22 protein-coding genes are annotated in these 23112 nt (G+C 63.7%); 12 read left to right on the top strand and 10 right to left on the bottom strand.

What is annotated here, in order from left to right:
• The first annotated feature begins 41 nt into the window (after window positions 1-41).
• The 5 genes from A0U93_RS12415 to A0U93_RS12395 all read left to right on the top strand — a co-directional run bounded on the left by A0U93_RS12415 (window position 42) and on the right by A0U93_RS12395 (window position 4097).
• A complete protein-coding gene (locus A0U93_RS12415) occupies window positions 42-785 on the top strand; it encodes a TVP38/TMEM64 family protein (RefSeq protein WP_245824877.1) in 744 nt (247 codons plus the stop codon).
• A gap of 146 nt (window positions 786-931) precedes the next feature.
• A complete protein-coding gene (locus tag A0U93_RS12410) occupies window positions 932-2272 on the top strand; it encodes a multidrug effflux MFS transporter (protein WP_077808509.1) in 1341 nt (446 codons plus the stop codon).
• Window positions 2273-2285: 13 nt separating this feature from the next.
• Window positions 2286-2645 (top strand): response regulator, encoded by a 360-nt coding sequence (locus A0U93_RS12405; protein ID WP_077807617.1) that lies wholly within the window; start codon window positions 2286-2288, stop codon window positions 2643-2645.
• An 88-nt stretch (window positions 2646-2733) separates the two neighbouring features.
• Window positions 2734-3285 carry an adenine phosphoribosyltransferase gene (locus tag A0U93_RS12400; protein WP_077807616.1) on the top strand — a complete coding sequence of 184 codons (552 nt, stop codon included), beginning with the start codon at window positions 2734-2736 and terminating at the stop codon, window positions 3283-3285.
• A complete protein-coding gene (locus A0U93_RS12395) occupies window positions 3282-4097 on the top strand; it encodes an NADPH-dependent oxidoreductase (RefSeq protein WP_077807615.1) in 816 nt (271 codons plus the stop codon). Before A0U93_RS12400 ends, A0U93_RS12395 begins: the two co-directional genes overlap by 4 nt.
• A 36-nt stretch (window positions 4098-4133) precedes the next feature.
• On the opposite strand, the gene A0U93_RS12390 is transcribed toward A0U93_RS12395, so the two are convergent.
• From A0U93_RS12390 to A0U93_RS16500, 3 genes are all read right to left on the bottom strand, one after another.
• Complete coding sequence (locus A0U93_RS12390) at window positions 4134-5243, bottom strand: YVTN family beta-propeller repeat protein (protein WP_371862854.1); 1110 nt, start codon at window positions 5241-5243, stop codon at window positions 4134-4136.
• Between the two features lie 105 nt (window positions 5244-5348).
• Entirely contained in the window at window positions 5349-6149 is an 801-nt protein-coding gene (locus A0U93_RS12385; RefSeq protein WP_077807613.1) for a creatininase family protein, read from the bottom strand.
• Window positions 6150-6245: 96 nt separating this feature from the next.
• Window positions 6246-6392 (bottom strand): hypothetical protein, encoded by a 147-nt coding sequence (locus A0U93_RS16500; protein ID WP_169852765.1) that lies wholly within the window; start codon window positions 6390-6392, stop codon window positions 6246-6248.
• 120 nt (window positions 6393-6512) lie between these two features.
• Between A0U93_RS16500 and A0U93_RS12375 the strand changes: the two genes are divergently transcribed.
• Entirely contained in the window at window positions 6513-7028 is a 516-nt protein-coding gene (locus A0U93_RS12375) for a DUF2721 domain-containing protein (protein ID WP_077807611.1), read from the top strand.
• A 191-nt stretch (window positions 7029-7219) separates the two neighbouring features.
• Entirely contained in the window at window positions 7220-7351 is a 132-nt protein-coding gene (locus A0U93_RS16990) for a hypothetical protein (protein WP_255318284.1), read from the top strand.
• A gap of 17 nt (window positions 7352-7368) precedes the next feature.
• On the opposite strand, the gene A0U93_RS12370 is transcribed toward A0U93_RS16990, so the two are convergent.
• From A0U93_RS12370 to A0U93_RS12355, 4 genes are all read right to left on the bottom strand, one after another.
• Complete coding sequence (locus tag A0U93_RS12370) at window positions 7369-7965, bottom strand: IMPACT family protein (protein WP_077807610.1); 597 nt, start codon at window positions 7963-7965, stop codon at window positions 7369-7371.
• A 12-nt stretch (window positions 7966-7977) separates the two neighbouring features.
• Window positions 7978-9372: a DNA repair protein RadA gene (gene radA / locus A0U93_RS12365; RefSeq protein WP_077807609.1), complete on the bottom strand. Its 1395-nt coding sequence runs from the start codon at window positions 9370-9372 to the stop codon at window positions 7978-7980.
• An 80-nt stretch (window positions 9373-9452) separates the two neighbouring features.
• Window positions 9453-10562, bottom strand: coding sequence for a DUF2235 domain-containing protein (locus A0U93_RS12360; RefSeq protein WP_077807608.1), 1110 nt, complete (start codon window positions 10560-10562; stop codon window positions 9453-9455).
• Window positions 10559-11821: an MFS transporter gene (locus tag A0U93_RS12355; RefSeq protein WP_077807607.1), complete on the bottom strand. Its 1263-nt coding sequence runs from the start codon at window positions 11819-11821 to the stop codon at window positions 10559-10561. The genes A0U93_RS12360 and A0U93_RS12355 overlap by 4 nt, the downstream gene beginning before the upstream one ends.
• A gap of 169 nt (window positions 11822-11990) precedes the next feature.
• Here A0U93_RS12355 and xylB point away from each other — a divergent pair, with 169 nt between their 5' ends.
• On the top strand, window positions 11991-13451 hold the full coding sequence (gene xylB / locus A0U93_RS12350) for a xylulokinase (protein WP_077807606.1): 1461 nt from the start codon (window positions 11991-11993) through the stop codon (window positions 13449-13451).
• Between the two features lie 32 nt (window positions 13452-13483).
• Here xylB and A0U93_RS12345 read toward each other — a convergent pair whose 3' ends face one another.
• Entirely contained in the window at window positions 13484-14014 is a 531-nt protein-coding gene (locus A0U93_RS12345) for a GNAT family N-acetyltransferase (protein WP_077807605.1), read from the bottom strand.
• Complete coding sequence (locus A0U93_RS12340) at window positions 14011-16875, bottom strand: 2-oxoglutarate dehydrogenase E1 component (RefSeq protein ID WP_077807604.1); 2865 nt, start codon at window positions 16873-16875, stop codon at window positions 14011-14013. The genes A0U93_RS12345 and A0U93_RS12340 overlap by 4 nt, the downstream gene beginning before the upstream one ends.
• Window positions 16876-17137: 262 nt before the next feature.
• Between A0U93_RS12340 and A0U93_RS12335 the strand changes: the two genes are divergently transcribed.
• The 4 genes from A0U93_RS12335 (at window position 17138) to A0U93_RS12320 (ending at window position 21460) form a co-directional block, all read left to right on the top strand.
• On the top strand, window positions 17138-17485 hold the full coding sequence (locus A0U93_RS12335; protein WP_077807603.1) for a hypothetical protein: 348 nt from the start codon (window positions 17138-17140) through the stop codon (window positions 17483-17485).
• Window positions 17486-17563: 78 nt separating this feature from the next.
• Complete coding sequence (locus A0U93_RS12330; RefSeq protein ID WP_147150972.1) at window positions 17564-19546, top strand: M1 family metallopeptidase; 1983 nt, start codon at window positions 17564-17566, stop codon at window positions 19544-19546.
• Between the two features lie 241 nt (window positions 19547-19787).
• Window positions 19788-21044 carry a cation:proton antiporter gene (locus A0U93_RS12325; protein ID WP_077807602.1) on the top strand — a complete coding sequence of 419 codons (1257 nt, stop codon included), beginning with the start codon at window positions 19788-19790 and terminating at the stop codon, window positions 21042-21044.
• Between the two features lie 146 nt (window positions 21045-21190).
• Window positions 21191-21460: a hypothetical protein gene (locus tag A0U93_RS12320; protein ID WP_077807601.1), complete on the top strand. Its 270-nt coding sequence runs from the start codon at window positions 21191-21193 to the stop codon at window positions 21458-21460.
• Here A0U93_RS12320 and A0U93_RS12315 read toward each other — a convergent pair.
• Window positions 21450-23105, bottom strand: a complete 1656-nt coding sequence (locus A0U93_RS12315; RefSeq protein WP_077807600.1) for an ArnT family glycosyltransferase — start codon at window positions 23103-23105, stop codon at window positions 21450-21452. The two genes, A0U93_RS12320 and A0U93_RS12315, sit on opposite strands and share 11 nt — an antisense overlap.
• Between the last annotated feature and the right edge of the window lie 7 nt (window positions 23106-23112).

Below are 23112 nucleotides of genomic sequence, written 5' to 3'. Positions count from 1 at the left end.
TGCCCTGTTAAGCGTTCGCCCGTCCAGTTGAAGGAACGCATGTGCCCCCTCCCGACCCCATGACCCGGTCGCGCCGCACCCTGCCGTGGCGCCCGTTCGTGGCCATCGTCGCGCTGGCAATCCTGCTGTACCTGGCGCACCGCCTGCCCGTCACGCGCATGCTGCTCGATCTCGCCGCGGCGCGGCGTCACGATCCGATGGCGGCGCTCTACCTTCTTCTGATCGGCATCCCCTACAGCGCCATCGGCCTGCCACGGCAAGCACTTTGCCTGGCAGCGGGAATCATGTTCGGCGGCCCTGGCGGGCTGGCCCTGGCGACGCTGGCAACGCTCGGCGGCAACGTCGCCGGCTTCCTCTGGACCCGCCATCTGGGCGGGGCGCGCAGTCGCGATGCCCTGCGGCGCCGTTTCGCCGGGCGACTGGCGCCGGTGGGGGATGCGCTCAACCACGCGCCGTTCCAGTCGGTGCTCATCCTGCGGCTCATGCCGATCGGCTCGGCGCTGATGGTGACAATGGCCGCCGGGCTCTACGGTGTGCCGGTCCTGTCCTTTACCTTCGCCACCCTGCTGGGTGCGCTGCCCCAGAATCTGGTCTTCGTTCTCATCGGCGCTGGCGCACGAATCGACCATACCAGCCAGATGCTTCTCGGCATTGCCCTGTTCGCGATCTCCTCGCTTCTCGGCATTGTGTTGCTGAAGCGGGCACGCCGGCAGAACCCCGCCTTCGTCGGCGCACTCGGGTCCACCACCGATGTCGACGCGAAGTTAGACGAAAAAGTTAATTGAAAAACTCGTGGGTTGCGTTATCTGACGCTTCGAAGCCGTACTATAGGTGTCCAGACACCATGACCAGAATCTGAACGGTTGCACGCCGCTCCCCGGACGAGGGACGTCGCGTGCCCTATCGCATCGCCATCCAGCAGGAGTGCCATATGGCCTCTCCCGACGGGATCACTCTGACCGCATCCCAGGAACCGCCGGCAGCCAGCACGCGTCCCGGCGCGGACACGACAGCCAATCCGGCAATGCCGTCATGGTTGCCCATTCTGCTGGGCTTCCTGACAGCCGTCGGCCCGGTTTCGACCGATATCTACCTGCCGGCCTTCCCGGCACTGGAGCGTTCGCTGCACGCGGCCTCCGGCTCGGCGGGCATGACGCTTTCCGCGTGGATGATCGGGCTGGCCATCGGGCAGATCTCGATGGGTCCGCTCTCGGATCGCTTCGGTCGCCGAATTCCGATGCTGCTCGGCATGCTCGTCTACACGATCGGCAGCGTTGGCTGCGCGATGTCCACAAGCCTGTGGGAGATGTGCGGTTTCCGGCTGCTGGCGGCAATTGCCGCCTCGGCATCCATCGTCATTCCCAGCGCCTGCGTGCGTGACCTGTCGTCCGGCAATGCTGCCGCCAAGCTGATGTCCAAGCTGATCCTGATCCAGGGCGTGGTACCGATCCTGGCGCCGATGCTCGGCGGCATGGCGCTCGACTATATCAGCTGGCGCGCGATCTTCTGGGTGTCCGCCGGCTATGGCGGCATCTGCGTGTTGCTTCTGCTGCGCATCTTCCCTGAAACACTCCGACCGGAAGCACGGCGCGAGTTGCGCCCGCTGTCCCTGCTGCACCGCTATACAGGCATCGCGCGTGACCGCAGCTTCATCACCAATGGCATGATCTGGGGTTTCAGCGGCTTCCTCTCCTTCACCTACCTGACGGCCGCGCCCACGGTGTTCGAGCATATCTTCGGCTTCACGCCCGCCCATTACGGCATGTTGTTCGGGCTGTTCGCCGTCTGCATGATTGGCGCATCGCAGATCAACGGGGCGCTGGTCGGGCGCGTCAGCGCCGGGCGGCTGCTGGGCATTGCGCTGGCCATCGCCATCGTGGGAGCAATCGCCCTGCTCGTGGTCGTGATGCTGGGCGAACAGTATCCCAGCCCCGAGACACACCAGATCCGCAAGATCATGCTGCTGCCGATCGTCGGTTGCATGATGATCACCCTTGGCACGACCGGCATCATCGGCCCGAATGCGATGGTGGGCGCCCTGTCCAATCAACCGCAATACGCAGGCAGCGCCTCCGCTTTCGCCGGGACGCTGCAATATGCGCTCGGGTCGCTCGCCAGCACGGCCATCGGTCTGCTGCCTTCCGATACCCCTGCGCCGATGGCGGCCCTGATGCTGTTCGCCGCCCTGATGATGGGCTTCTTTGCCGTCTTCCGCCCCCATCTGCCGCCGGAGATCGAGGAAGCGATGGAACACGCCAATACGGCGCATTGAGGGAGCATAGGTCATGAGCCGCCTGGCCCTTCTCGTGGAAGACGACGATTCGATCGCCCTGATCGTCGAGACCGTGCTGACAGCCGACGGTCATCAGGTGCGCCGCGCCGCCGATGGCGCAACAGCCCTGGCGATCGCCGCGGACACAGCACCCGCACTGATCGTGACCGATCTCAATCTGCCGGGCGGGATCAACGGCGCCGACCTTGTCCGCACCCTGCGGCAGGAACTGCCCACCCTGCCGGCCGTGCTGATCTCCGGCGAATACGATGACGATGCAACGCCCCCGCCTGACCTGCCGCATGCCGCCTGCCTGGCCAAGCCGTTCCGCCGCGCCGCGCTTCTGACGGCCATTGCCACGGCACAGGGTTGAACGCGCCCATATTTGCCAGCATGCGCCTGACCCGCTAGAGCCTGAAACGAATTTCCAAAACCCACTGGACGATTGGACAGGCAAGGACATGCTCTCCAGCACCAAGCCCGGCGAACAGCCCGAGCTCGACCTCAAGAAATACATCCGCGAAGTGCCGGATTTCCCCAAGCCCGGCATCCTCTTCTACGATATCTCCACGCTGCTGCGGAATGCGGATGCCTGGCAGGTCGCGACCGCCCGCCTCGCCCGTGCCATCGCGCCGTGGCAGCCCGATCTGCTCGCCGGGATCGAGAGCCGCGGCTTTCTGACGGCAGCACCGCTGGCGCAGCGTCTGGGCTGCGGTTTCGTCATGCTGCGCAAGCCGGGCAAGCTGCCGGGCGACACGGTATCGCTGAGCTACGGTCTGGAATACGGTCAGGATACGCTGCACATCCAGTCCGATGCCATCAAGCCGGGCCAGCGCGTCGTCGTGCTGGACGATCTGCTGGCCACCGGCGGCACGCTGGCAGCCTCCGTCCAGTTATTGCGCAAGGTCGGCGCGAACGTCGTCGGTGCCTCGGTGATGATCGAACTGACCGCCCTGGGTGGCCGTGACAAGCTCGACACACCCCTGCACAGTCTGATCCAGTACGCCGAATGACATCGGTGGACGCTCTCTGGCAGGCCCGCTATCGCCATCCGGCGCCGATGGACCTGCCGGATAGTCCCGTTCTGCGCGCGCTGATGAGCCATCGCTCCGTGCGCGCCTATCGGCCGGACCCGCTGCCGGAGCACGCGCTTCCTGCTGCGATTGCCGCCGCACAGTCGGCAGCGACATCGAGCAATCTTCAGAGCTGGAGCGTGATCGCCGTCAAGGATCAGGCGCGTCGTAAGCGTCTGGCAACGCTGGGCGGCAATCAGAAGCACATCACCGTTGCGCCGCTGTTCCTCGTGTGGATCGCGGACCTGTCCCGGCTGGCGCGCCTCGCCACGGCGGAAGGACAGACACACGAAGCGCTCGATTACACCGAATCCTTCATGACCTCGCTGATCGACGCCGCGCTGGCCGCCCAGAATGCCACCGTGGCGCTGGAGGGCATGGGGCTCGGCACCGTCTATATCGGCGGGCTGCGCAACCATCCCGAAGCTGTGGCCGCCGAACTCGGCCTGCCGCCGCTCGCCTTTCCGGCCTTCGGACTCTGCGTCGGCTATCCCGATATGGCGCATCCGGCGTCCATCAAGCCGCGCCTGCCTCAGGCCTGCGTCCTGCACCGGGAACAATACGATCCGCAAGGCGAGAACGGCCTGATCGCCCAATACGATCGCGATGCCGACGCCTTCCAGCGGGAGCAGAACCTGCCATCCCGCGCATGGTCACGCACCATGATCGATCGTATCGCCACGGTGGCCGGGCTGCACGGTCGTGACACCATGCGCGCGACGCTGGCCAGGCTGGGTTTTCCGCTGAAATAACAAAAAAGCCGCCCGTGTGAACGGGCGGCCAGGGCATTACCGGAGAATGCCGGTATGACCCACACTGTACCGGCCCGGCTGCGGCCAGACGGTCAGGCCATGCGGCTCCGCGCCGACAGGGATGACGCGCATCGCGCCCGTATCGGTGTCGATCGCGTACACGACATCGTCGAACCGGCCCGAAAGCCACAGCAGCTTACCGTCAGCGCTGACATTGCCCATGTCCGGGCTGCCGCCGCCGGGAATCGGCCAGGTCTTGACCACCTTGTCCGTCGCGAAGTCGATGACCGACACGCTGCCCGGCCCATGGCGATGGCCATGCACCTTGTGCGAACCGCGATTGGCGACATACATCATCGTGCCGTCACGGCTCGGGTATTCGCCATGCGTTCCGATGCCGGTCGGAATGAAGCCGGTTTCCTTGAAGCTGTCGCCATCCACGACGAACACGCCATCCGCCATCATGTCGGCCACATAGAACTTGTGGCCGTCCGGCGCGGTCAGGATGTCCTGCGGCATACCGCCCTTCGAGAGCTTGAGCATCCCGATCAGCTGCCGATTGACCGTATCGACCTTCGCCAGATAACCGCCGAATTCGCAGGTGAAGATGGCGTAACGGCCGTCGATGGAGAAATCGGCGTGATTGATGCCCTTGCACTGCGGTGCATTGACCGAACCGATCAGCGCCATCGTATGCGGATCGCGGAAATCAAGCCGCTCATGCGCTTCGGCGACCGTGATGGCGTATTTGCCGTCCGGCGTGAAATACATGTTGTACGGATCGTCCACCGCAACGGCGGGCCCGGGCCTGGCCGTGTGCGGATCGATCGGCGTCAGGCTGCCGTCGCTACGCCCCTCGGAGTTGTTCGTGACCCACAGGGTGCGCAGGTCCCAGCTCGGCACCACGTGCTGCGGGCTGCGACCGACCTTGAAGGTATCCACGACCATGAAAGATGCCGGATCGATGACCGAGACGCTATTGCCGCGAAGGTTCGGCACATAGACACGCGCCGGGTCACCCGCGATGGCCGGCGAGATGTTGCCCGCTTTCGTCTCGCTGTAGATGTTGCGCGGATCGATGACCGGCGGCATGCCGGGAATGGTCTGCACGGCATTCGGCGCGGGGGGCGCAGACGTCTGCGCCATGGCGCTGCCGAAAGCGGAAATCCCGGCCATGACCGCCACGCCGACGGAAGCGGCCAAGGTGCTGCGAGAAAACTTCATACCTGCTCCTGACGAAAAGACGATCGATCAATGCTCGCGCCGAAGCGCGTCGACCGCCGCCTGAACCTGCATATCGACGCCGATCCGCCCCAGTGCCGCCGTGGCCGGGCGTGGATCGCCGCCATAAACCCCTGCCGATGCGCCCGGCAACGGCGCGGCCCTCAACGCCGTCTCCCGCACCATGCCGGGATCGACGGCGAGCATCAGCGCGGTGTCGCTGAGATCGGCATGCTTGCCGACATCCGCACCCAGCCCCTGTGCCCGCAGCGCATCCGCATACCGTGTCGCGATGACATCATAATAAGGCGCCACGTAGATCGCACGCCCTGCGCCACGCCATTCATGATCCAGATGTGTCGCCACCGCCTTGACGTAGGACAAGTATCCACCGTGGTCGGCAATAAAAACGATGCGCCGGAATCCCTGCACGTGGAAGCTCTCGGCCGCGCCCTCCAGCAGGCCCGTGAAGGCGGCAGGCGGAATGGAGATCGTACCGGGGAAACGCATGTGCGACGTGCGCGGATTCGTGCCCCCTTCCGGCACATAGGCCACGACAGGCGCGACAAGCGTATGGCCGAGTTCACGGGCGATGCGCGCCGCCAGCACCTGCGCACGCACATTGTGTTTGCCGACGGCGATATAGGGGCCGCTCTGCTCCGTTCCGCCGATGGGAATGATGATCGTATCGGTCCCGGCGCGAACCGCCGCCGCGACTTCCGTCCAGGTCAGACGGGCGAATTCAACGTCGTTATCGACCGGCTGGGCTTTCGCTGAGGGCACAGCGACACAGCAGGCGACGCACAGGCCCGAAACGCGGGCGAATTCCATGATGCGACGGAAAGGCAAAGCGGCACGAACCCAGTCGGAAAAGCGATGCGGACGGTGCGTGTGTAGTCATATCCGCCCCCTAGCGCCAGAGGGGATTTACGCCGCCGGACTGCTGCATTCCGGCCAGCACCCTTCGTTACGGCGAAGGCCGGCGCCGACGCCCACCGCGCGGCACTGATAGGCGCTCTGGATGACGCGGGCGATAGCCAGAAGAAACCGGAACCAGGCCAATGATCGGGCCATTGCGGCTTGCATCGCGCTTCCCGTTCCGGCAGTGCTCCATTCCTTGAATGTGACAGCATATGGAACGAGGGCATATGGCGGGAACGCTGACGACACATCGGACATCCGGGGGTTTTCGCCATGGCGCTTGACCCGACCCTTGGCGTCAACGCCCTGCTGACGCCCGAACCGATCGATAGCGTCGCCCATCTGATCCAGGTCGCCCTCACGCCGGTCTTCATGTTGTCCGGCGTCGCCTCCCTGCTGACATTGTTCAATACGCGCCTTGCCCGCGTCTCGGACCACCTTGAGGAAGTCGACCACCAGCTCAGCGATCCGCATGATGAAAGCGACGAACAGGAACGACATCGCCTGCTCAATCATCAGCGCCGCCTGCATCGGCGCGTGTTCGCGCTGGATAATGCCATCATTCTGGGCGGCGTCGGCGGCGCGGCAACCTGCGGCGCGGCGCTGGCGCTCTTTCTGGGGAGTCTTCGGAACACCCAGACCGCGTCCTGGCTGATTTTTCTGTTCGGCGCAGCCCTGGCATGCACGGTCGCAGCCCTCACCGCCTTCCTGATCGATACCGTGCTGTCGTGGCACGGTTTACGCAGCGACGGCACTTTGCCTCGTCCGGGCGGCACCAGAAAGCAATAAAATATCCCTCAATCATAATTTTGGGGAATGATCGGAAGATTTATGCGAATACGGCATAAATGAGGTGATGGTTTCCCAATTATTTATGCGCCAGACGCGTGGCAGACCGGCGTTTCTTCGTATTGCCCCGTCATGACCAAATAGGCTCTTAGCGCTCCCCGACAACTTTGCACCTCTTAGGAGCCTTCATTATGAACAGCCTGACAATCATCTCTCTTCTCAGCCACCCGATGCAGTTCCTGGCCGAACTGTCGATGCTGGCCTTCGTTCCGCTCATCGCCGCGCTGCTCGTCGCTACGATCGCCGCCGACCGCACGGCCTGATTTTCTCCGTTGGCAAATCAGTCTCCTGCCTTGATCTCGTGAATCGGTGATTGTCCACGCGTCATGTCCCTCAACGACTGCGCGATGACATCCTGATCCGCGACCGGGACCGACAGATCGAGCCACGCGCCTTCCGCATCGAAATCGCACCGCATCTGACGCGCCTGCCACGTTTCCAGCCGCGCCTGGACAAGGGGCAGAACGGCGAAAGAGACATGCAGCCGCAATCCGAGCTGCGGGACGATGACGACGGATTCAGCACTGCGCAGACAGGCCGCCGCCGCGCCGCCATAAGCGCGGACCAGTCCACCCGCACCGAGCTTGACGCCGCCGAACCAGCGCGTGACCACCACGACAACATGGTCGTAATCCTGCATCTCGATCGCCTGCAGGATCGGTCGGCCCGCCGTGCCGCCCGGCTCCCCGTCGTCGCTGCTCCGATAGCGACCGCCCGCGCGCCAGGCCCAGCAGTTATGTGTGGCGTCCGGCACGCTGACGTCCGAGAGGAACCGCATGGCGGCATCCTCATCATCGACCGGCGCCGCATGGGCGCGAAACAGGCTTTTCCTGACGGTCAGATCGAGCGTGGCGGCTGATACGAGCGTTTGGGTCATGGCCTTAAGGCGTCAATCGGCGTTATCGCCTGGGCCGAACATCTCGACCAGATCGTTGAGATGGCCGATCTCCCGCAACCCCAGCCCTTCCGGCGGCCGGTTACGGGCGCTGCCAGCGGCAACGCGCCGGGGCAGCACGGCATGCTCGAAACCCAGCTTCTGGGCCTCCTTCAACCGAAGGTCCGACTGCGCCACCTGACGGATCTCTCCGGACAGGCCAACCTCGCCGAAATACGCCGTCCCGGATGACGTCGGCGTGCCCGTCGCCGCGGAAACCAGTGCCGCCGCGACGGCCAGATCGGCCGCCGGTTCGGTCACGCGCAAGCCGCCCGCGATGTTCAGATGCACGTCCATGCCGCCGAGCTTGAGCCCGCAGCGCGCTTCCAGCACGGCCAGCAGCATGTTCAGCCGGGCCGTCTCCCAGCCGAGCACAGCGCGCCGTGGCGCGCCATCCCCGGCCTTGGGCGACAAGAGTGCCTGAATTTCCAGCAGGACCGGGCGCGTTCCCTCCAGTCCGGCAAAGACAGCCGATCCCGCGATGTTACCCCGCCGCTCCGCCAGGAAGAGCGCCGAAGGATTGGGCACCTCGGTCAGGCCCGTATCCGTCATGGCGAACACGCCGATCTCGTCCGTCGCGCCGAAACGGTTCTTCGCCGCACGCAGGATACGGAACTGATGCCCGCGATCGCCTTCGAAATACATGACGGCATCGACCATATGTTCGAGCACGCGCGGCCCCGCCAGCGCACCCTCCTTCGTCACATGCCCGACAAGGATAAGCGAGAAACCGATGTTCTTCGCCATCCTGATCAGTTCAAAGGCACAAGCGCGCACCTGCGCAACCGAACCCGGTGCACTTTCAATGTTCTCCAGCCACATCGTCTGGATGGAGTCGATGACGACGACCTGATGCTCACGGTCGTGTTCGAGACTGGCCGCGATCTCGCTGACATTGATGCTGGCCGCGAGATCCAGCGTCGGCGCATCTAGTTCCAGACGGCGCGCCCGCAGACGGATCTGGTCCACCGCCTCCTCACCCGACACGTACAGAACGCGCTTGCCCGCCCGCGCCAGCGCGCAGGTGGCCTGAAGCAGCAGCGTCGATTTACCAATCCCCGGATCACCCCCGACCAGCACGACCGACGCGGGAACGAGCCCCCCGCCCAGCACGCGGTCGAACTCCGCGATGGTCGTTTCCGTGCGTGGCGGCGGATGAATGGCGCCATCGAGATGGACCGTATTCAATCGCCCGGCGCGCGCCCGCGACTTCGTGGGCCGGTTGGTCGGCTCGACACTCTCCTCAACCAGCGTGTTCCATTCGCCGCAGGCATCGCACCGCCCCGACCACTTCGAATGAACGGCGCCGCAAGACTGGCAGACGAAATGGGAAGCGGGGCGTTTGGCCACGGCGGCACGATCCTATGATGACATCCACGGCCTCCAGAGATGGCGCGGAACGGAAAACAAAACAAGAACTTGACAGGCGATCAGGTCAGATAGGCGGCAAGATTGGCCGGGCGATATGTCTCTGTGACGTTGCGTGCGCCGACATCATCGCGGTTCAGCAGCCCCTCATGCCCGAAGCGGGCGATCGCCGAAGGATGCACCGTTTCGTTGATGGCGCCTTCCGTGCCGGCAATCGTCGTGCGCCAGCGCTGCGGGCCGTGCAAACGAATGGCGCGGCCGCCGATCATCCGCAAGACCGGCAGGAGTTGCGCGGTGGCGAAGACGCCCCGGCTGGAATCGTGCCGCGCGGCATGGCAATCGTCCGGTCCCGCCGGCGGAAGGCAGGACCAGTCGAGACACAGGCCGGCAGCCTCGGCCTTCTCCGCCATCCAGCGAAGCGGAATATCGGCCAGCCGCCGCTGCACGTAACCGCCGCCCACGTCCGAATGCGCGCCCACGAACCATGTCTGTCCGATGCGGCAGCCGGGCGGCACGACGCCGGTCCAGAGTGTCGGCACGAAGCTGCGACGATGTTCGTCGATGGCCAGGGCCTGCCAGGCCTCCTTTACGATCGGACATGGCGACGTATCGTGAAAGCCGTAAAGATCGCGGTTGATCCGCAGCCGCAGGGGAGACGGAATGCCGAGCGATCCTACCGTGTCCCAGACGCCGAGAAAGCGGATCGTGACGTCCGGATGAATGTCGATGCCGGGATTGGCGGCGAGAAATGCCGCCGGGGTTCGCGGCGCCACATCGGCACGATAAAAGTGCCAGGCCCGGCTCAACGCGGCGAGGCTCTGGCGTTTCAGCAGGCCCGTCGCATTCAGCAGCCCCGCGAAACTGCGGGCCGAGAATGCCCCGCGCGAAAACCCGAACAGGAAAATCTCATCGCCGGGCACATAATTCTGCGCCAGGAACATGTAGGCCGAGCGGATATTGTCGTCGACACCCAGCCCCGTGGCGCCGTCGAACAGGCGATCCGCCTGCAATCCCGTCGTGCCGACGCCGCGCAGATAAAGCGTCACCTGAAGGATGCCGCCCGTATGCCGCGTGGCATGGATCGCGCGCGTCAGAATCGCGACGTTGGTTTCCGCATTGCAGCTGTCCGCGCTGTCCCACGTGCCGTCAAACGCAATGACGAGACGCTTCATGAACGCCGGACCGCACTTTCGGGGTGCAGACGGGCATTGAGCAGGGAAAGCGTCAGCACGGCCAGGGCCGCCAGTCCGGTCACGAGCATCAGCGGCAGCGCCAGCCCGGTGCCGAACGCACCGGCGATGCCGTTCTGCAGGACAGCGTTGCTGGCCGCGATCAGGTTACCGCACTGATAGGCCACGCCCGGAAACGTGGCACGCGCGCTGGGTGGCGACAATTCGCTGAGATAGGCCGGAACCACGCCCCAGGCGCCCTGGATGCAGAACTGCACCCCCATTGCGCCGATGGTCAGCCACAGGATGGAATGCGGCAACGTCCAGAGCGGCAGCAGCGGCAGGATCAGCAACGCCGCCAGCGCGATCGCGTATTGTCGGCCGATCCGCTCCGACAGCATGCCGAAACACAAGCCGCCCGCAATCGCCGCGATGTTGTAGAGCACCACGATCAGCGTGATGGAGGGATGGGGGATCTGGCGTTCCAGACCCAGGAACAGCTTGGGATAGAGATCCTGCGATCCATGGCTGAGAAAGTTGAACGACGCCATCAGCACGACGGCGAAAACGCACAGGGCCGCATTGTTGCGCACCACGAACCACAGACCGGGCGCCGGTGCGCCGTGCGCGGTCTTCCCCCTCTGCGACAGCCAGACGGGACTCTCCGGAATGCGCACGGCAATATAGACCGCCGCGAGGATGGAGCAGCCGCCCAGAACGTACAGGCCACGCCAGCCCAGCGCCGGCAGCAGCAGGAATGTCAGGGACGCCAGCAGATAGCCCGCCGGATAACCCGCCTGCAGGATGCCGGACGCGATACCGCGCCAGGATGTCGGCACGCTTTCCATAATCAGCGATGTCCCGACACCCCACACGCCGCCCAGCGCCACGCCGAACAGCGCACGCAAGGCGAGGAAGACCGTCAGGTTCGGAGACAGGGCGGAGCCGGCCTCGATCAACGAGTAGGTGACGATCGCCGTCATCAGCAACGGCTTGCGCCCGAACCGGTCCGCCGCGTGACCGAACAGGAAAGCGCCGATCGGGCGGGTGACCAGCGTCAACGTCGGCGCCAGCAGCACCGCGCCGATCGAGACGCCGAAGCTGCGCGCCACGTTGTCGATCGTGAAGAGCACAATGAAGAAGTCGCACGCATCAAGCATCCACGCCAGAAAGGATGCCGCGACGACATGCCGCGCCGTGGCGCGATCGCGCGCCGTCGCCGAGCGGTCGATCGCAAGGTCAGAAGAGAAGTCACCGCTCATGAGAACTTTCGATTCGGATCGTGAGGCATATCGTCATGCGGCATTGATGCGTGTCATGCCCGCATTGTCCATGCCCATATCCGACTCACCACAATGTGCAGGAGCGGAACGGGCGGAGTACGCGATATGAAGGGAAGGGAACGAAACAAGTCATCGCATCGGATCGTGCATGTTTATTGGAATGGATGTCGGCACTTCGGGGATCAAGGCCGTCCTGGTCGATGAGGCACAGAAGGTGCTGGCCTCGCATACGGAAAAGCTGACGGTCAGCCGACCGCACGAGGGCTGGAGCGAACAGGACCCCGAGGACTGGTGGGTCGCCGCCTGCAAGGCCATCGATGCCCTGCACGAAAAGTTCCCGCGCGAGGTCGGGGCCGTCAGGGGCATCGGCCTGTCGGGACAGCAGCATGGGGCTGTCCTTCTGGGCGGCGACAACAAGGTCCTGCGGCCCTGCATGCTCTGGAACGACACCCGCGCCGAGACGGAATGCAACGTCTTCGAGCGTCGCTTCCCGCAGAGCCGCCAGATCACCGGCAATATCGCCATGCCCGGATTCACCGCGCCCAAGGTCATGTGGGTCGCCCGGCATGAACCGGATATCTTCGGCAGGACGCGGCACGTCCTGTTGCCGAAAGCCTGGCTGCGCTTCCGCATGACCGGCGAGATGATCGAGGATATGTCGGATGCCTCCGGCACGCTGTGGCTGGACACGGGACGGCGCCTCTGGTCGGATGCGGCGCTGGAAGCGTGTGGCCTGCGCCTGCAACACATGCCGGAACTGTGCGAAGGCACGGATGTCGCCGGTCGCCTGCACGCCGATCTGGCCACACGCTGGGGCATGGCGGAACGACCGGTTTTCGCAGGGAGCGCGGGGGACAATGCCGGTGGCGCCGTCGGGCTGGGCGCCACGAAACCGGGCGACGCTTTCATCTCGCTCGGCACGTCGGGCGTGGTCTGGATGACCACGGACTCCTTCCATCCCGGCGGCAAGTTCGCCATTCACTCCTTCTGTCATGCCGTGCCGAATACATGGCACCAGATGGGCGTCACGCTCTCGGCGGCAGCTTCCCTCGCCTGGTGGTCACGCGTTTCCGGCCTCAGCGAAGGCGAACTGCTGGCCGAACTGCCGGAAAAGCCGATCGCGCCCTCCCCCGTCGTATTCGCGCCCTATCTCTCCGGCGAGCGCACACCGCATAACGACGGCAGCATCCGCGGGGCCTTCATCGGACTTTCGCAAGACACCACCCGCACGCAAATGACCCAGGCCGTGCTCGAAGGCGTGGCATTCTCCTTCCGCGATGCGCTGGAGGGGCTGGCGGCGTCCGGATCCATCTTCCACGAAGCCGACGTGATCGGCGGCGGTTCGCAAAGCCCGCTCTGGACCTCCATTCTCGCAACGGTTCTGGACGTGACGCTGCACCGGCTGGCGCATGGCGAACAGGGCGGTGCCTTCGGCGCGGCGCGACTGGCGCGCATCGCCGCAACAGGCGAAAGCGTGGAGTCCGTCTGCACGCCGCCGGAACGCGTCGGCGCCATTGCGCCGGACCTGTCCCTGAAGGGACCGTATCGACGCGCCCACCAGCGCTACCGGGAAATTTATCCGGCCCTGAAAACCATCCATCATCATTAGTAAGGGCTCAGGACCAGGGGCGGCAGAGCGTCCTATAACTGTTTTTCCATGCGAATCAGCGGGATATCCGGCCCGTCGCCACTTGGAGCGAGGAATGTCTCGACCTCCCGCCAGCCACAGGCGCGATAAAGCGGCGCGCCAGCCAGCGTCGAGGCCAGCGTGCCGCGCCGGAAGTCCTCCGCTCGCGCCGCCTCTTCGGATAATGCGAGGATTTCGCTGCCGACTCCGCGGCGAATGAAGGAGGGGTGCGTGTACATCGCCCGAAACCGCGCCGGATCGATTGCGGGGTCGAGCAGCGCGTCGCTGCGCCCGCTGGTGTGATTGCCGCCGAACAGCGTGGCGCGACGGCTCCACCCGCCGCATCCGGCCATGTGGCCGTCGATCTCGATGACATAATACGTGCCGTCATCGATCAGCGTCGTATCCAGCCCCATGACGGCGTGGCTGGCGGCAATCGTAGCATCATCGAGAAACGGCCGCTGCAACCTGTCGATCGCGGCCGCCATCAACGCCCGGATCGCCGGCACGTCGGCACGCGTGGCGCGTCGGTGGGACCGGGTCATGTCAGACCCAGCGCCTCCGCGACGAGGGCGCCCTGCTGTGCCGCATGTTCGCTGGCCGAACCGGTCGCGGGCGACGCGGCCGCAGCCCGTCCCGCATAGACCGGACGTCCCGCCGCATGGCCGATGGCGGCAAGCGTGGCCTCGATCCGCCGATCGACGAAGTTCCACGCACCGCTGTTCTCCGGCTCTTCCTGACACCAGATCACGCGGGCATTGGGATAACGGGCCAGCTCGTCGGCCAGATCCTGCTGCGGAAACGGATAAAGTTGCTCCAGCCGCAGGATGGCGACGTTCTGCACCTCGGCCTCCGCGCGTTCCGCATGAAGATCGTAATAGACCTTGCCGGAACACAGGACGACGCGCTCGATATCCTGATCCGGCGCCAGAGGATCGGTCTCGGCGATGACGGTCCTGAAACAGGTGCCGGGCACGAAGTCGGACAGCGGCGAGACGGCGCTCCTGTGTCGCAGGAGGGATTTGGGCGTCATCAGCACCAGCGGCTTGCGGCAGGTGCGATGGATCTGCCGCCGCAAGGCATGGAAATAGTTCGCCGGCGTCGTGATGTTGGCGACGCGCAGGTTGTTCTCGGCGCAAAGCTGAAGGTAGCGCTCCAGCCGGGCGGAAGAATGTTCCGGTCCCTGTCCCTCATAACCATGCGGCAGCAACATCACGAGGCCGGAGGTGCGCAGCCACTTCGTCTCGCCGGAGGCGATGAACTGGTCGATAATCACCTGTGCGCCATTGGCGAAGTCGCCGAACTGCGCCTCCCACAGCACCAGCGTTTCCGGGTCCGCCAGCGTATAGCCGTATTCGAAACCCAGAACGCCGAATTCGGACAGCAGCGAATTGTAGACCTCCAGTTGCGCGCGCCCGTTCGGCATGGCGTTGAGCGGGACATATTCGTTCTGGTTCACCTGATCGATCAGAACCGCATGACGTTGGGAGAACGTGCCGCGCTGGCAATCCTCGCCTGAAAGGCGAACGCGGTGCCCCTCCAGCAGGAAGCTGCCGAAGGCCAGCGCCTCGCCGGTCGCCCAGTCGATGCCCTCGCCCTTTTCCAGCGCATCGGCACGCGCCTGGATCACGCGTTTCAGACGCGGATGAAGCGCGAAATCGTCGGGCAGTTGCGTCAGCGCGCGCCCGATCTCGGCCAGCGCGCTCTCGCCGATTCCGGTCGTCGGCTGCTCGCGCTGCGGCTTGTCCGAAAGCCGGGTCGGATCCTGGCCGACATCCATCCAGTCCGCCGCATTGGGGCGGTAGGACTTGGCGACCTCGAACTCCGCCTGAAGGTGATCCTGGAACTCCTGCCACTGCGCTTCGGCCGCGGCACGATCGACCACGCGCTCGCGCTCCAGCCGTTTGGCATAAAGCGTGCGCGCCGTGGGACGCGCGGCGATCGCCTTGTACATCGTCGGTTGCGTGAACGCGGGCTCGTCGGCCTCGTTATGGCCATGGCGACGATAACAGACGAGATCGAGGACGATATCGGCATTGAATTCGCGTCGATAGTCGGCGGCCAGACGCGCGCAATAGGCCGCCGCCTCCGGCTCGTCGCCATTGATGTGGAAGATCGGCGCCTGGACCGCCTTGGCGATATCGGTGCAATACAGACCCGAATAGGCATGCGCCGAAATGGTGGTGAAGCCGATCTGGTTGTTGATGACGACATGGATCGTGCCGCCGGTGCGATACCCGATAAGCTGGGACATCGCCATGGTCTCGTAGACGATGCCCTGACCGGCAAAAGCGGCATCTCCATGCACAAGCAGCCCGAGGTGGCGATGCCGCCCATCGACCCCGGTGCATCCCTCGCGGTCCTGGATGGCGCGCACCCGCCCGACCACGACCGGATCGACGGCTTCGAGATGCGACGGGTTGGGCAACAGCGACACGCGCACGTCCTGCCCCGCGACGCGCAGCGTGGCCGCCGTGCCCAGATGATATTTCACGTCGCCGGAACCCTGCACGTCATGCGGCTTGAAGGACGCGCCGGCGAATTCGCTGAAGATGGCGGCAAAGGGCTTCTGCACGATGTTCGCCATCGTATTCAGCCGCCCGCGATGCGCCATGCCCAGCGAGACGGAACGCGTGCCGTGACGTGTGGACTGATCGATGACGGCATGAAGAACGGGGATCGTGACTTCGCTGCCTTCAAGGCCGAAGCGTTTGGTGCCGGTAAAGCGCTTCTGGCAGAAGCTCTCGAAACCTTCGGCTTCCGTCAGTTGCGACAGGATCTGACGCTTGCCCTCCGGCGCAAAGCTGTGCCGCCAGTCGTCACCTTCCAGACGCATCTGCAACCACTGGCGCCGCCTGGGGTCCTGGATGTGCATGTATTCCGTGCCGATCGGCCCGCAATACGTCTCGCGCAGGGCCGCAATCAGTTCCTCGACCGTCGCGCTGTCACGACCGGGCAGAAGCGCACGCATCATGTTGCCGAGATAGATCGGGCGCTGTCGGTCCTGTGGGCCGAAACCATATGTCGCGGGATCGAGGTCGGCATGCGACGGCGGAACATACAGACCAAGCGGATCGAGCCGTGCCTCGAGATGGCCCCGCACGCGATAGGCGCGGATCATCTGGATGGCGCGCAGGCTGTCGTCCGCGCTGGTGGCAAGATCCTGCGCCACGGATGGTCGGGGCGCCGATGGCGTTTCCGCGTCGAGCAACGATGGATGCGGCGCCCAGTCGGCACCGTCCGCATCCGCGAGGATCTGCGCACGCTCTTCATCGAGCGCCGTGAACAGCGCGGCAAAGGACGGATCGACGCTCTGCGGATCGCGCGCCCATTTTGCATGCAGGTCCGCCAGATAAACCGTATTCGCGCCGTTCAGCGCCCCCGGTGTCACGCCCAGTTCACCCATGATGCCGCCCTCCTTCTGGCGAAGCGACACTGACTATGCGCGCAAAATGCGACCACGTCATGGCGCTGCGTGCATGGCCGACATGACATCAGCAACGATTCCACGCTATTTTCCCAATGGAAACAAAGGACAAGAGAGGGATATCAAGAGACCTCTCAAAGAATCGAAACTTTTGCCTTCAAGAGTCGTCAAATATCCTGTCCGGCGCGCGCCAGAAGGTTCACCCCGGCGCCGTTTCTCTTCTTTTTCGATGAGGCCCCCGATGCGTGCCGTATCGTGTGTATTGCCCGTTCTGACGCTTGCCTTCGGCATCGGCACGACCCTGCCGGTCGTCGCGGCCAAGGCATCGCCGGTATCGCACGATATCGCCACGGCCAGCGAACCGGCGAATACGGACGACGCCGCCACGGGTCGGCATCTGGACATGGACAACCGCGCGCCGCTGCGCTGCGCACCCGGCGCCAATCTCGTCCGCACGGCTTATGAACCGGATCGCAAGCCGATCTCCCTGCATTCCTGCTTCAGCGCCACGGAACGGATCGGCGCAGGCTATACCAGCCTTCTCTCCACCAGCGCCGTTCGTCATCCGCATCATCGCCTGCGGGGATAATCGACAGGGGTCGGTTGCCTCCCCCTGAACGTTACGCTACGGCAAGAAGACCCTCTCCACTGTTCCGGGCTTTCCTGCATGTTGCGTCGCGCGCTTTTTCTGTCATCGGCCTTGTGGCTGAGCCCCGCTTACGCCGGTGAGCCACCCGCACCGACCCAGACCGCGCCCGAAATAATGCGGGATGTCTTCGCGCCACTCACTCTCCCGGACGCGCCCAATCGCTACCGGTCGGGCTCCGGCCTGCCGGGACCGGATTACTGGCAGAACCGGGCCGACTACACGATCCAGGCGCGGATCGATACGGCAACGCATATTCTGCATGGTGACGAGACGATCACCTATACCAACAACAGTCCCGATGCGCTGGACGAGCTCTGGGTGCAGCTGGATCAGAACATCTACAAGGACGGGGCACGCTCGACCTTCACCAACCCCGAGCGCCATCCCCGGCACACGGACGGCGTCACGATCGAGCATGTCGGCATCGTGGTCAACGGTCATGAAACCATCGTGACACCGACGATCTCCGATACGCGGATGCAGGTTCGTCTACCCGCCGATCTTCAGGGACACGGCAGCAAACTCAAGCTCCACGTCGCCTGGCATCACACCATTCCCGGCGTCTGGGGCGGTCGTACGGCCGTCACACCCACGAAGGACGGCGACATTTACGAAGTCGCGCAATGGTACCCACGCATGGCGGTCTACGACGACAAGCGCGGCTGGGACACACTTCCCTTCCTGGGGCAGGAATTCTTTCTCGATTACGGCGATTTCGACTACGCCGTGACCGTGCCGTGGAACTTCACGGTCGTGGGTTCCGGCGCGCTGACCAACCCGGCGGATGTGCTGACGGCGAAAGAGCGCGACCGTCTGGCGCAGGCGTCGAAAAGCGATACGCGGGTCATGATCCGCACCGCAAAAGATGTGACCGATCCGGCAAGCCATCTGGCGCGCAGCGGGGAGAAGACCTGGCATTTCCATATGACGAACACGCGCGATGTTTCCTTCGCGGCCTCGCCCGTCTTCGTCTGGGATGCCGCACGCATCAACCTGCCGCCCCTGCCGCCCGCGCCGGGCATGAAGCCGGTACCCCGACTGGCCATGTCCGTCTATCCGAGGGAAGGCATCGGCCCGACAGGCTGGGATCGCTCCACGGAATACGTCAAACACGCCATCGAGTATTTCTCCCAGCAGTGGTTCGAATATCCCTGGCCGAACGCCGTCAATCTCGGCGGTCATGGTGCAGGCATGGAATATCCGGGCATCGTGTTCGACGGTTGGGACGACAAGGGCGTTGCGCTCTTCTTCATCACGACGCATGAACTCGGCCATGGCTGGTTCCCGATGATCGTCGGCACCAACGAACGCCGCAACGCGTTCATGGATGAAGGCTTCAATACCTTCATCGACGCCTACGCCTCGCAGCATTTCAACCACGGCGAATTCGCACCGAAGCAGGACGGGGAATATGCCCCCAAAACCGGGCGCCCAGCGGAAGACATCCTTTCCGTCCTGAAAGATCCGCAGGCGCCGACGCTGATGCTGCCGTCCGAACTGGTGTCGGAGAAATATCGACACCCCGTCACGTATTTCAAATCCGCCTATGGCCTGACGCTACTCCGCGAACAGATCCTTGGGCCGGACCGCTTCGACGCCGCATTCCGCCGCTACATCAAGAGCTGGGCATTCAAGCATCCCGGCCCATCGGATTTCTTCCGTTTCATGAGCAGTGAGACCGGCGAAGACCTGACGTGGTTCTGGCGCGGCTGGTATTTCGAGAACTGGTCGCCGGATTATGCCATCGACAGCCTGTCCAGAGCACCGGACGGCATACGCGTGACCGTGCGCGACAAGGGCAGGTTGCTGCTGCCGGTCACGCTACGGATCGATTACGCGGACGGCACGCATGCCGATCGCGTCATCCCGACCGAAAGCTGGTACCTTCATGACAGCATCGACATCACGGTTGCCGGCAGCAAAACCGCCACGCGCGTGACCCTGGACCCCGATCACGCCCTGCCGGAGACCGATCGGTCGGACGACCAGCGCGCATTCTGACAACTTCTCTCCAGACATCACGATGAACCTCTGTCACGGCGGCGGTTTCATCGTGACGTATCCGGCTGGCATTCATGATCGTGCCCCGTCAAGTCATTCGCCATGACTGTCATTTTTATTGATGCAAAAAAAATCCAAGCCTTTAAAATCGCATAGAAAATTGACCTTTCCATAGAATATTTGCAAAATTTTCAAATCTTCTGTTAGGATCACCGCAATGTAAAAGCGGGAAAGTTGATTTATGTCAAACATTGTCGTGCTTATCGCCGATGCAGGACTATTCGTTATTGTTCCTTGGTTGATCTGGCAACTCCTTCGAAAAACATTACCTATAGCCGTATTGCCAATACTTGTCGGCATATTGCTGGCTGTCTTTCACGTACCCGTTCAGCGATTTGGTATTCCGTCGCTCTATGGCAACGATATCGGTTGGGTTGCCGTATTGGTGCTTGCCTTCACGGCCGGCCTGGAAATGTGGCAACATCCCGGGGAGGAAAGCTCGCCCGATGCAATGCCGACGCCCTCATTGGGTCGCCTGCTTGGAGGCGCCGGCGTGGCGCTTGGCGGTCCGTTCATCGTCGGCTCCCTGCTGGTTTATGAATTCTTCCTGCCGCTGCACGGCTGGCAAGCACCGCGCGTCAGCGGGTGGGTCGCTGCGGCGTCCATCGGCTTGTGCATCGCGGTCAGCGCCTTGCCGGTCCTGATCGGCGTTGTGCGCGAACTTGATCCCGTTCACCGCCCTATCGGACAACTGGCGTTGAAACTCGCCGTCGTGGACGATGCCGCATTGTGGATCGGCCTTGCGTTGCTGCAATTCGCCGCGAAAGGCTCGGCCGCGCTCCATGGCTGGACGATCCTCGAGTTCTTCGCCGTTTTGCTCCTCGCGATACTGGCATGGGGCGGAAGCTGGGCATCCCGCCATTTCCGGCATCCGCCCCTTTGGGTTATCTGGGCTATCGTTCCCCTTTATCTGGCTGCCGGTTCATGGGCGAGCATGCAACTGGGGCTGCACGAACTGATCGGCGCCTATTTCGCGGGGGCGATCATGCCGCCAAGCTGGGTGCGCCGCTTGCCGGTGGAACGGGTCGGGACCTTCTCTCTCATCTGGCTTGCACCAATGTTCTTTGGTCACAGCGGTCTGCATATCGATGGTGACGCACTCACCTGGCCGTCGGTCCTAGCGTCGCTGATGCTCGTGGTGATCTCGATCGCCACCAAAATCGGTGCGGTCTATCTCTTTCCGCCCGCAAGCGGACTAACGCGCCGGCAGGCACTCAGCATTGGCAGCCTGTTGCAATGCAAGGGTTTGATGGAGATCGTAGCGGCGACAATCCTGCATGGCCAAGGCATGCTTTCGGAGTTCGCCTTCGCCTCCCTGATGGTTCTGGCCGTCATTTCGACCACGCTCACAGGCCCGATGTTCAATCTGGTCGCCCCCAGAGCGCGACGTCGGGCAGATATCCCGCCGATGAACGGCAAGGCGGCTGTTTGCAACTGACCGAGCCACACCCCGCCCCACGCGCCTACGCATCGGGGCGGCCTTCGTTGGAGACTGACAGGCGAATGAATATGGTTTTCGTCGGGGAATTTACCGTTTCTTAAGACTGACATGCTGAACTCAGCGCCTGAACGGAGGGCTGAGAAATGCGCGTGATCGAAGCGGCCAGACTGATATCCACAGGCGTGATGCCAGCGGACCACCTATGGCAGATCACCACAACGCCGGAACGCGTCATCATGGCCCTGCTGCTCGGTCGGCCCGACTGGCTTCCGCCTCACGCCGCCACGCCCCGACTGGCATGGAATGCACTAAATACCCGGCAGCGTGAAATGCTGCTTCGGCGGGCACCGAAGCAGGTCCGCGCCTGCCTGCCCGGAGCGGCGACACCCCGACCCGTCGCGATCAGGGCATGACGCCCGCGAACAGGCCCAAATCGAGTTTGTGGCCATTGGAATAGTTCAGCCCCGCCACGCGACCATATTCGACGATATTGCGCCCGTGCTGCTGCATTGCCGCGCGGAAGGCAGATTCGTCTCGCCGATCCACAAGAACCAGCGTGCACTCGCCATCTTTTCCCATCAGGTCGGCCGCTGCGTCGATCCCGAGGAAACGCGTGCTGGCGCCGGCAAGAAACGCAAGACTCGGCTCCGAATATGAAACGGAAATCAGGCGGCTCTCCGCACAGGGACGATAGTCATCGAACAGCGCCGCGGCGCGTGGGGCCAGACGAATCGTATCCAGCGCCGGGATGACGGCAATAAAAAGCCCCGCATGAATGACGACAGCCGCAGCAACCGCTGATACCGCGCCATGCAGACGTTCGCCGCGCATCAACAGGCGGATTGCAAGGGCCATCAACGGTAAGGCGCCGCAGGTCGCGATGACCGCGCCGGGCGTGACGTGGTGCTCAAGTTGCCAGAGCAGACAAACCCCTGCGCCACAGAATGCCACACCAATGACGCACCATATGATCGCATAGGTAGTCATCAGCCACCGTGCCCACCGTGCCAGCGGCTTGTGAACCGGCCACGCCGTCAGGAACGCTGCAGCAAGCATCGCGATTGCAGGATAGGTCGGCAGGACGTAATGCGGCAGCTTCGTCGCGATAAACTCGAACACCAGCCAGTGCGGCAGAATCCAGCATAGAAGAAACCGGACGCGCGCATCGCGCCGATGCTGCCAGATCGCCGGCAATGCCAGAACAGCGAACAGCGAACCCGGCCAGAATGAAAGACCGAAGACCAGAAGGTAATAGCCCGGAAGCATGCCATGCGCCTGCTGCCCATGCCCAATCTTGCCGAGAAAGTTGGTCCCGACGGCTCGGCTGAAAAAATGGCCGTGGCTGACGATATCAATAGCCACGCACCAGGGCAGCACGATGGCGACGCTCAACAGCCAACCCCAGGCCGGCCGCAAGCGCGACCACCAGGCCTTGTCACGCTCAACAGCCCAGAGCGCCAATGGCGTGCCGAAAGCGGGGATCAGCACGACCGGCCCCTTGAGCATCAGTCCGCATCCGATCGCCGCCCAATAAAGCAGCGCGGTTGCCAGTCTGGTCGGCCGGTCCGCCTGACGATCGAGAAACGCACTCAAGAGAGCCGTCTCGATCAGAAGGATATCCAATAGCAGAACCGTATCGATGGTCGCCATGCGGCCTTCGGCCGTCATCAGTGTCGATACCGCCAGCAGCGCGCCAGCCAGCAATCCCGCCGGGCCACCGAAGAGATTTGCCCCCAGATAGGCAGTCAACGTGACGGCCAGGGTCACGGCAATCAGGCTCGGAATGCGATACGGCCAGGCGAGATGGCGTGCATGTACGCCGCCGAACAGGGCTTCCGCTCCCGCCTCAAGCCAATAGATTCCGGCGGGTTGCAAATAGCGGGGCTGATCGAGAAAGCGCACATCGATGAAATTGCGCGTCTCAAGCATCTGCGCCGATGCTTCCATGTAGCGCGGCTCATCACGGTCCAGCGGCGGCAACGTCATCCGCCCCGGCAGGAAAAGCCCGAAGGTCAGCAGCGCCAGCGCCACGTAATGTCGCCAGTTCAGCGTCTTCATGGGCGGC

Origin of the sequence: Neoasaia chiangmaiensis, assembly GCF_002005465.1 — a bacterium.
Classification (GTDB): domain Bacteria; phylum Pseudomonadota; class Alphaproteobacteria; order Acetobacterales; family Acetobacteraceae; genus Neoasaia; species Neoasaia chiangmaiensis.
This window is presented reverse-complemented; position numbering and strand designations above follow the sequence as displayed.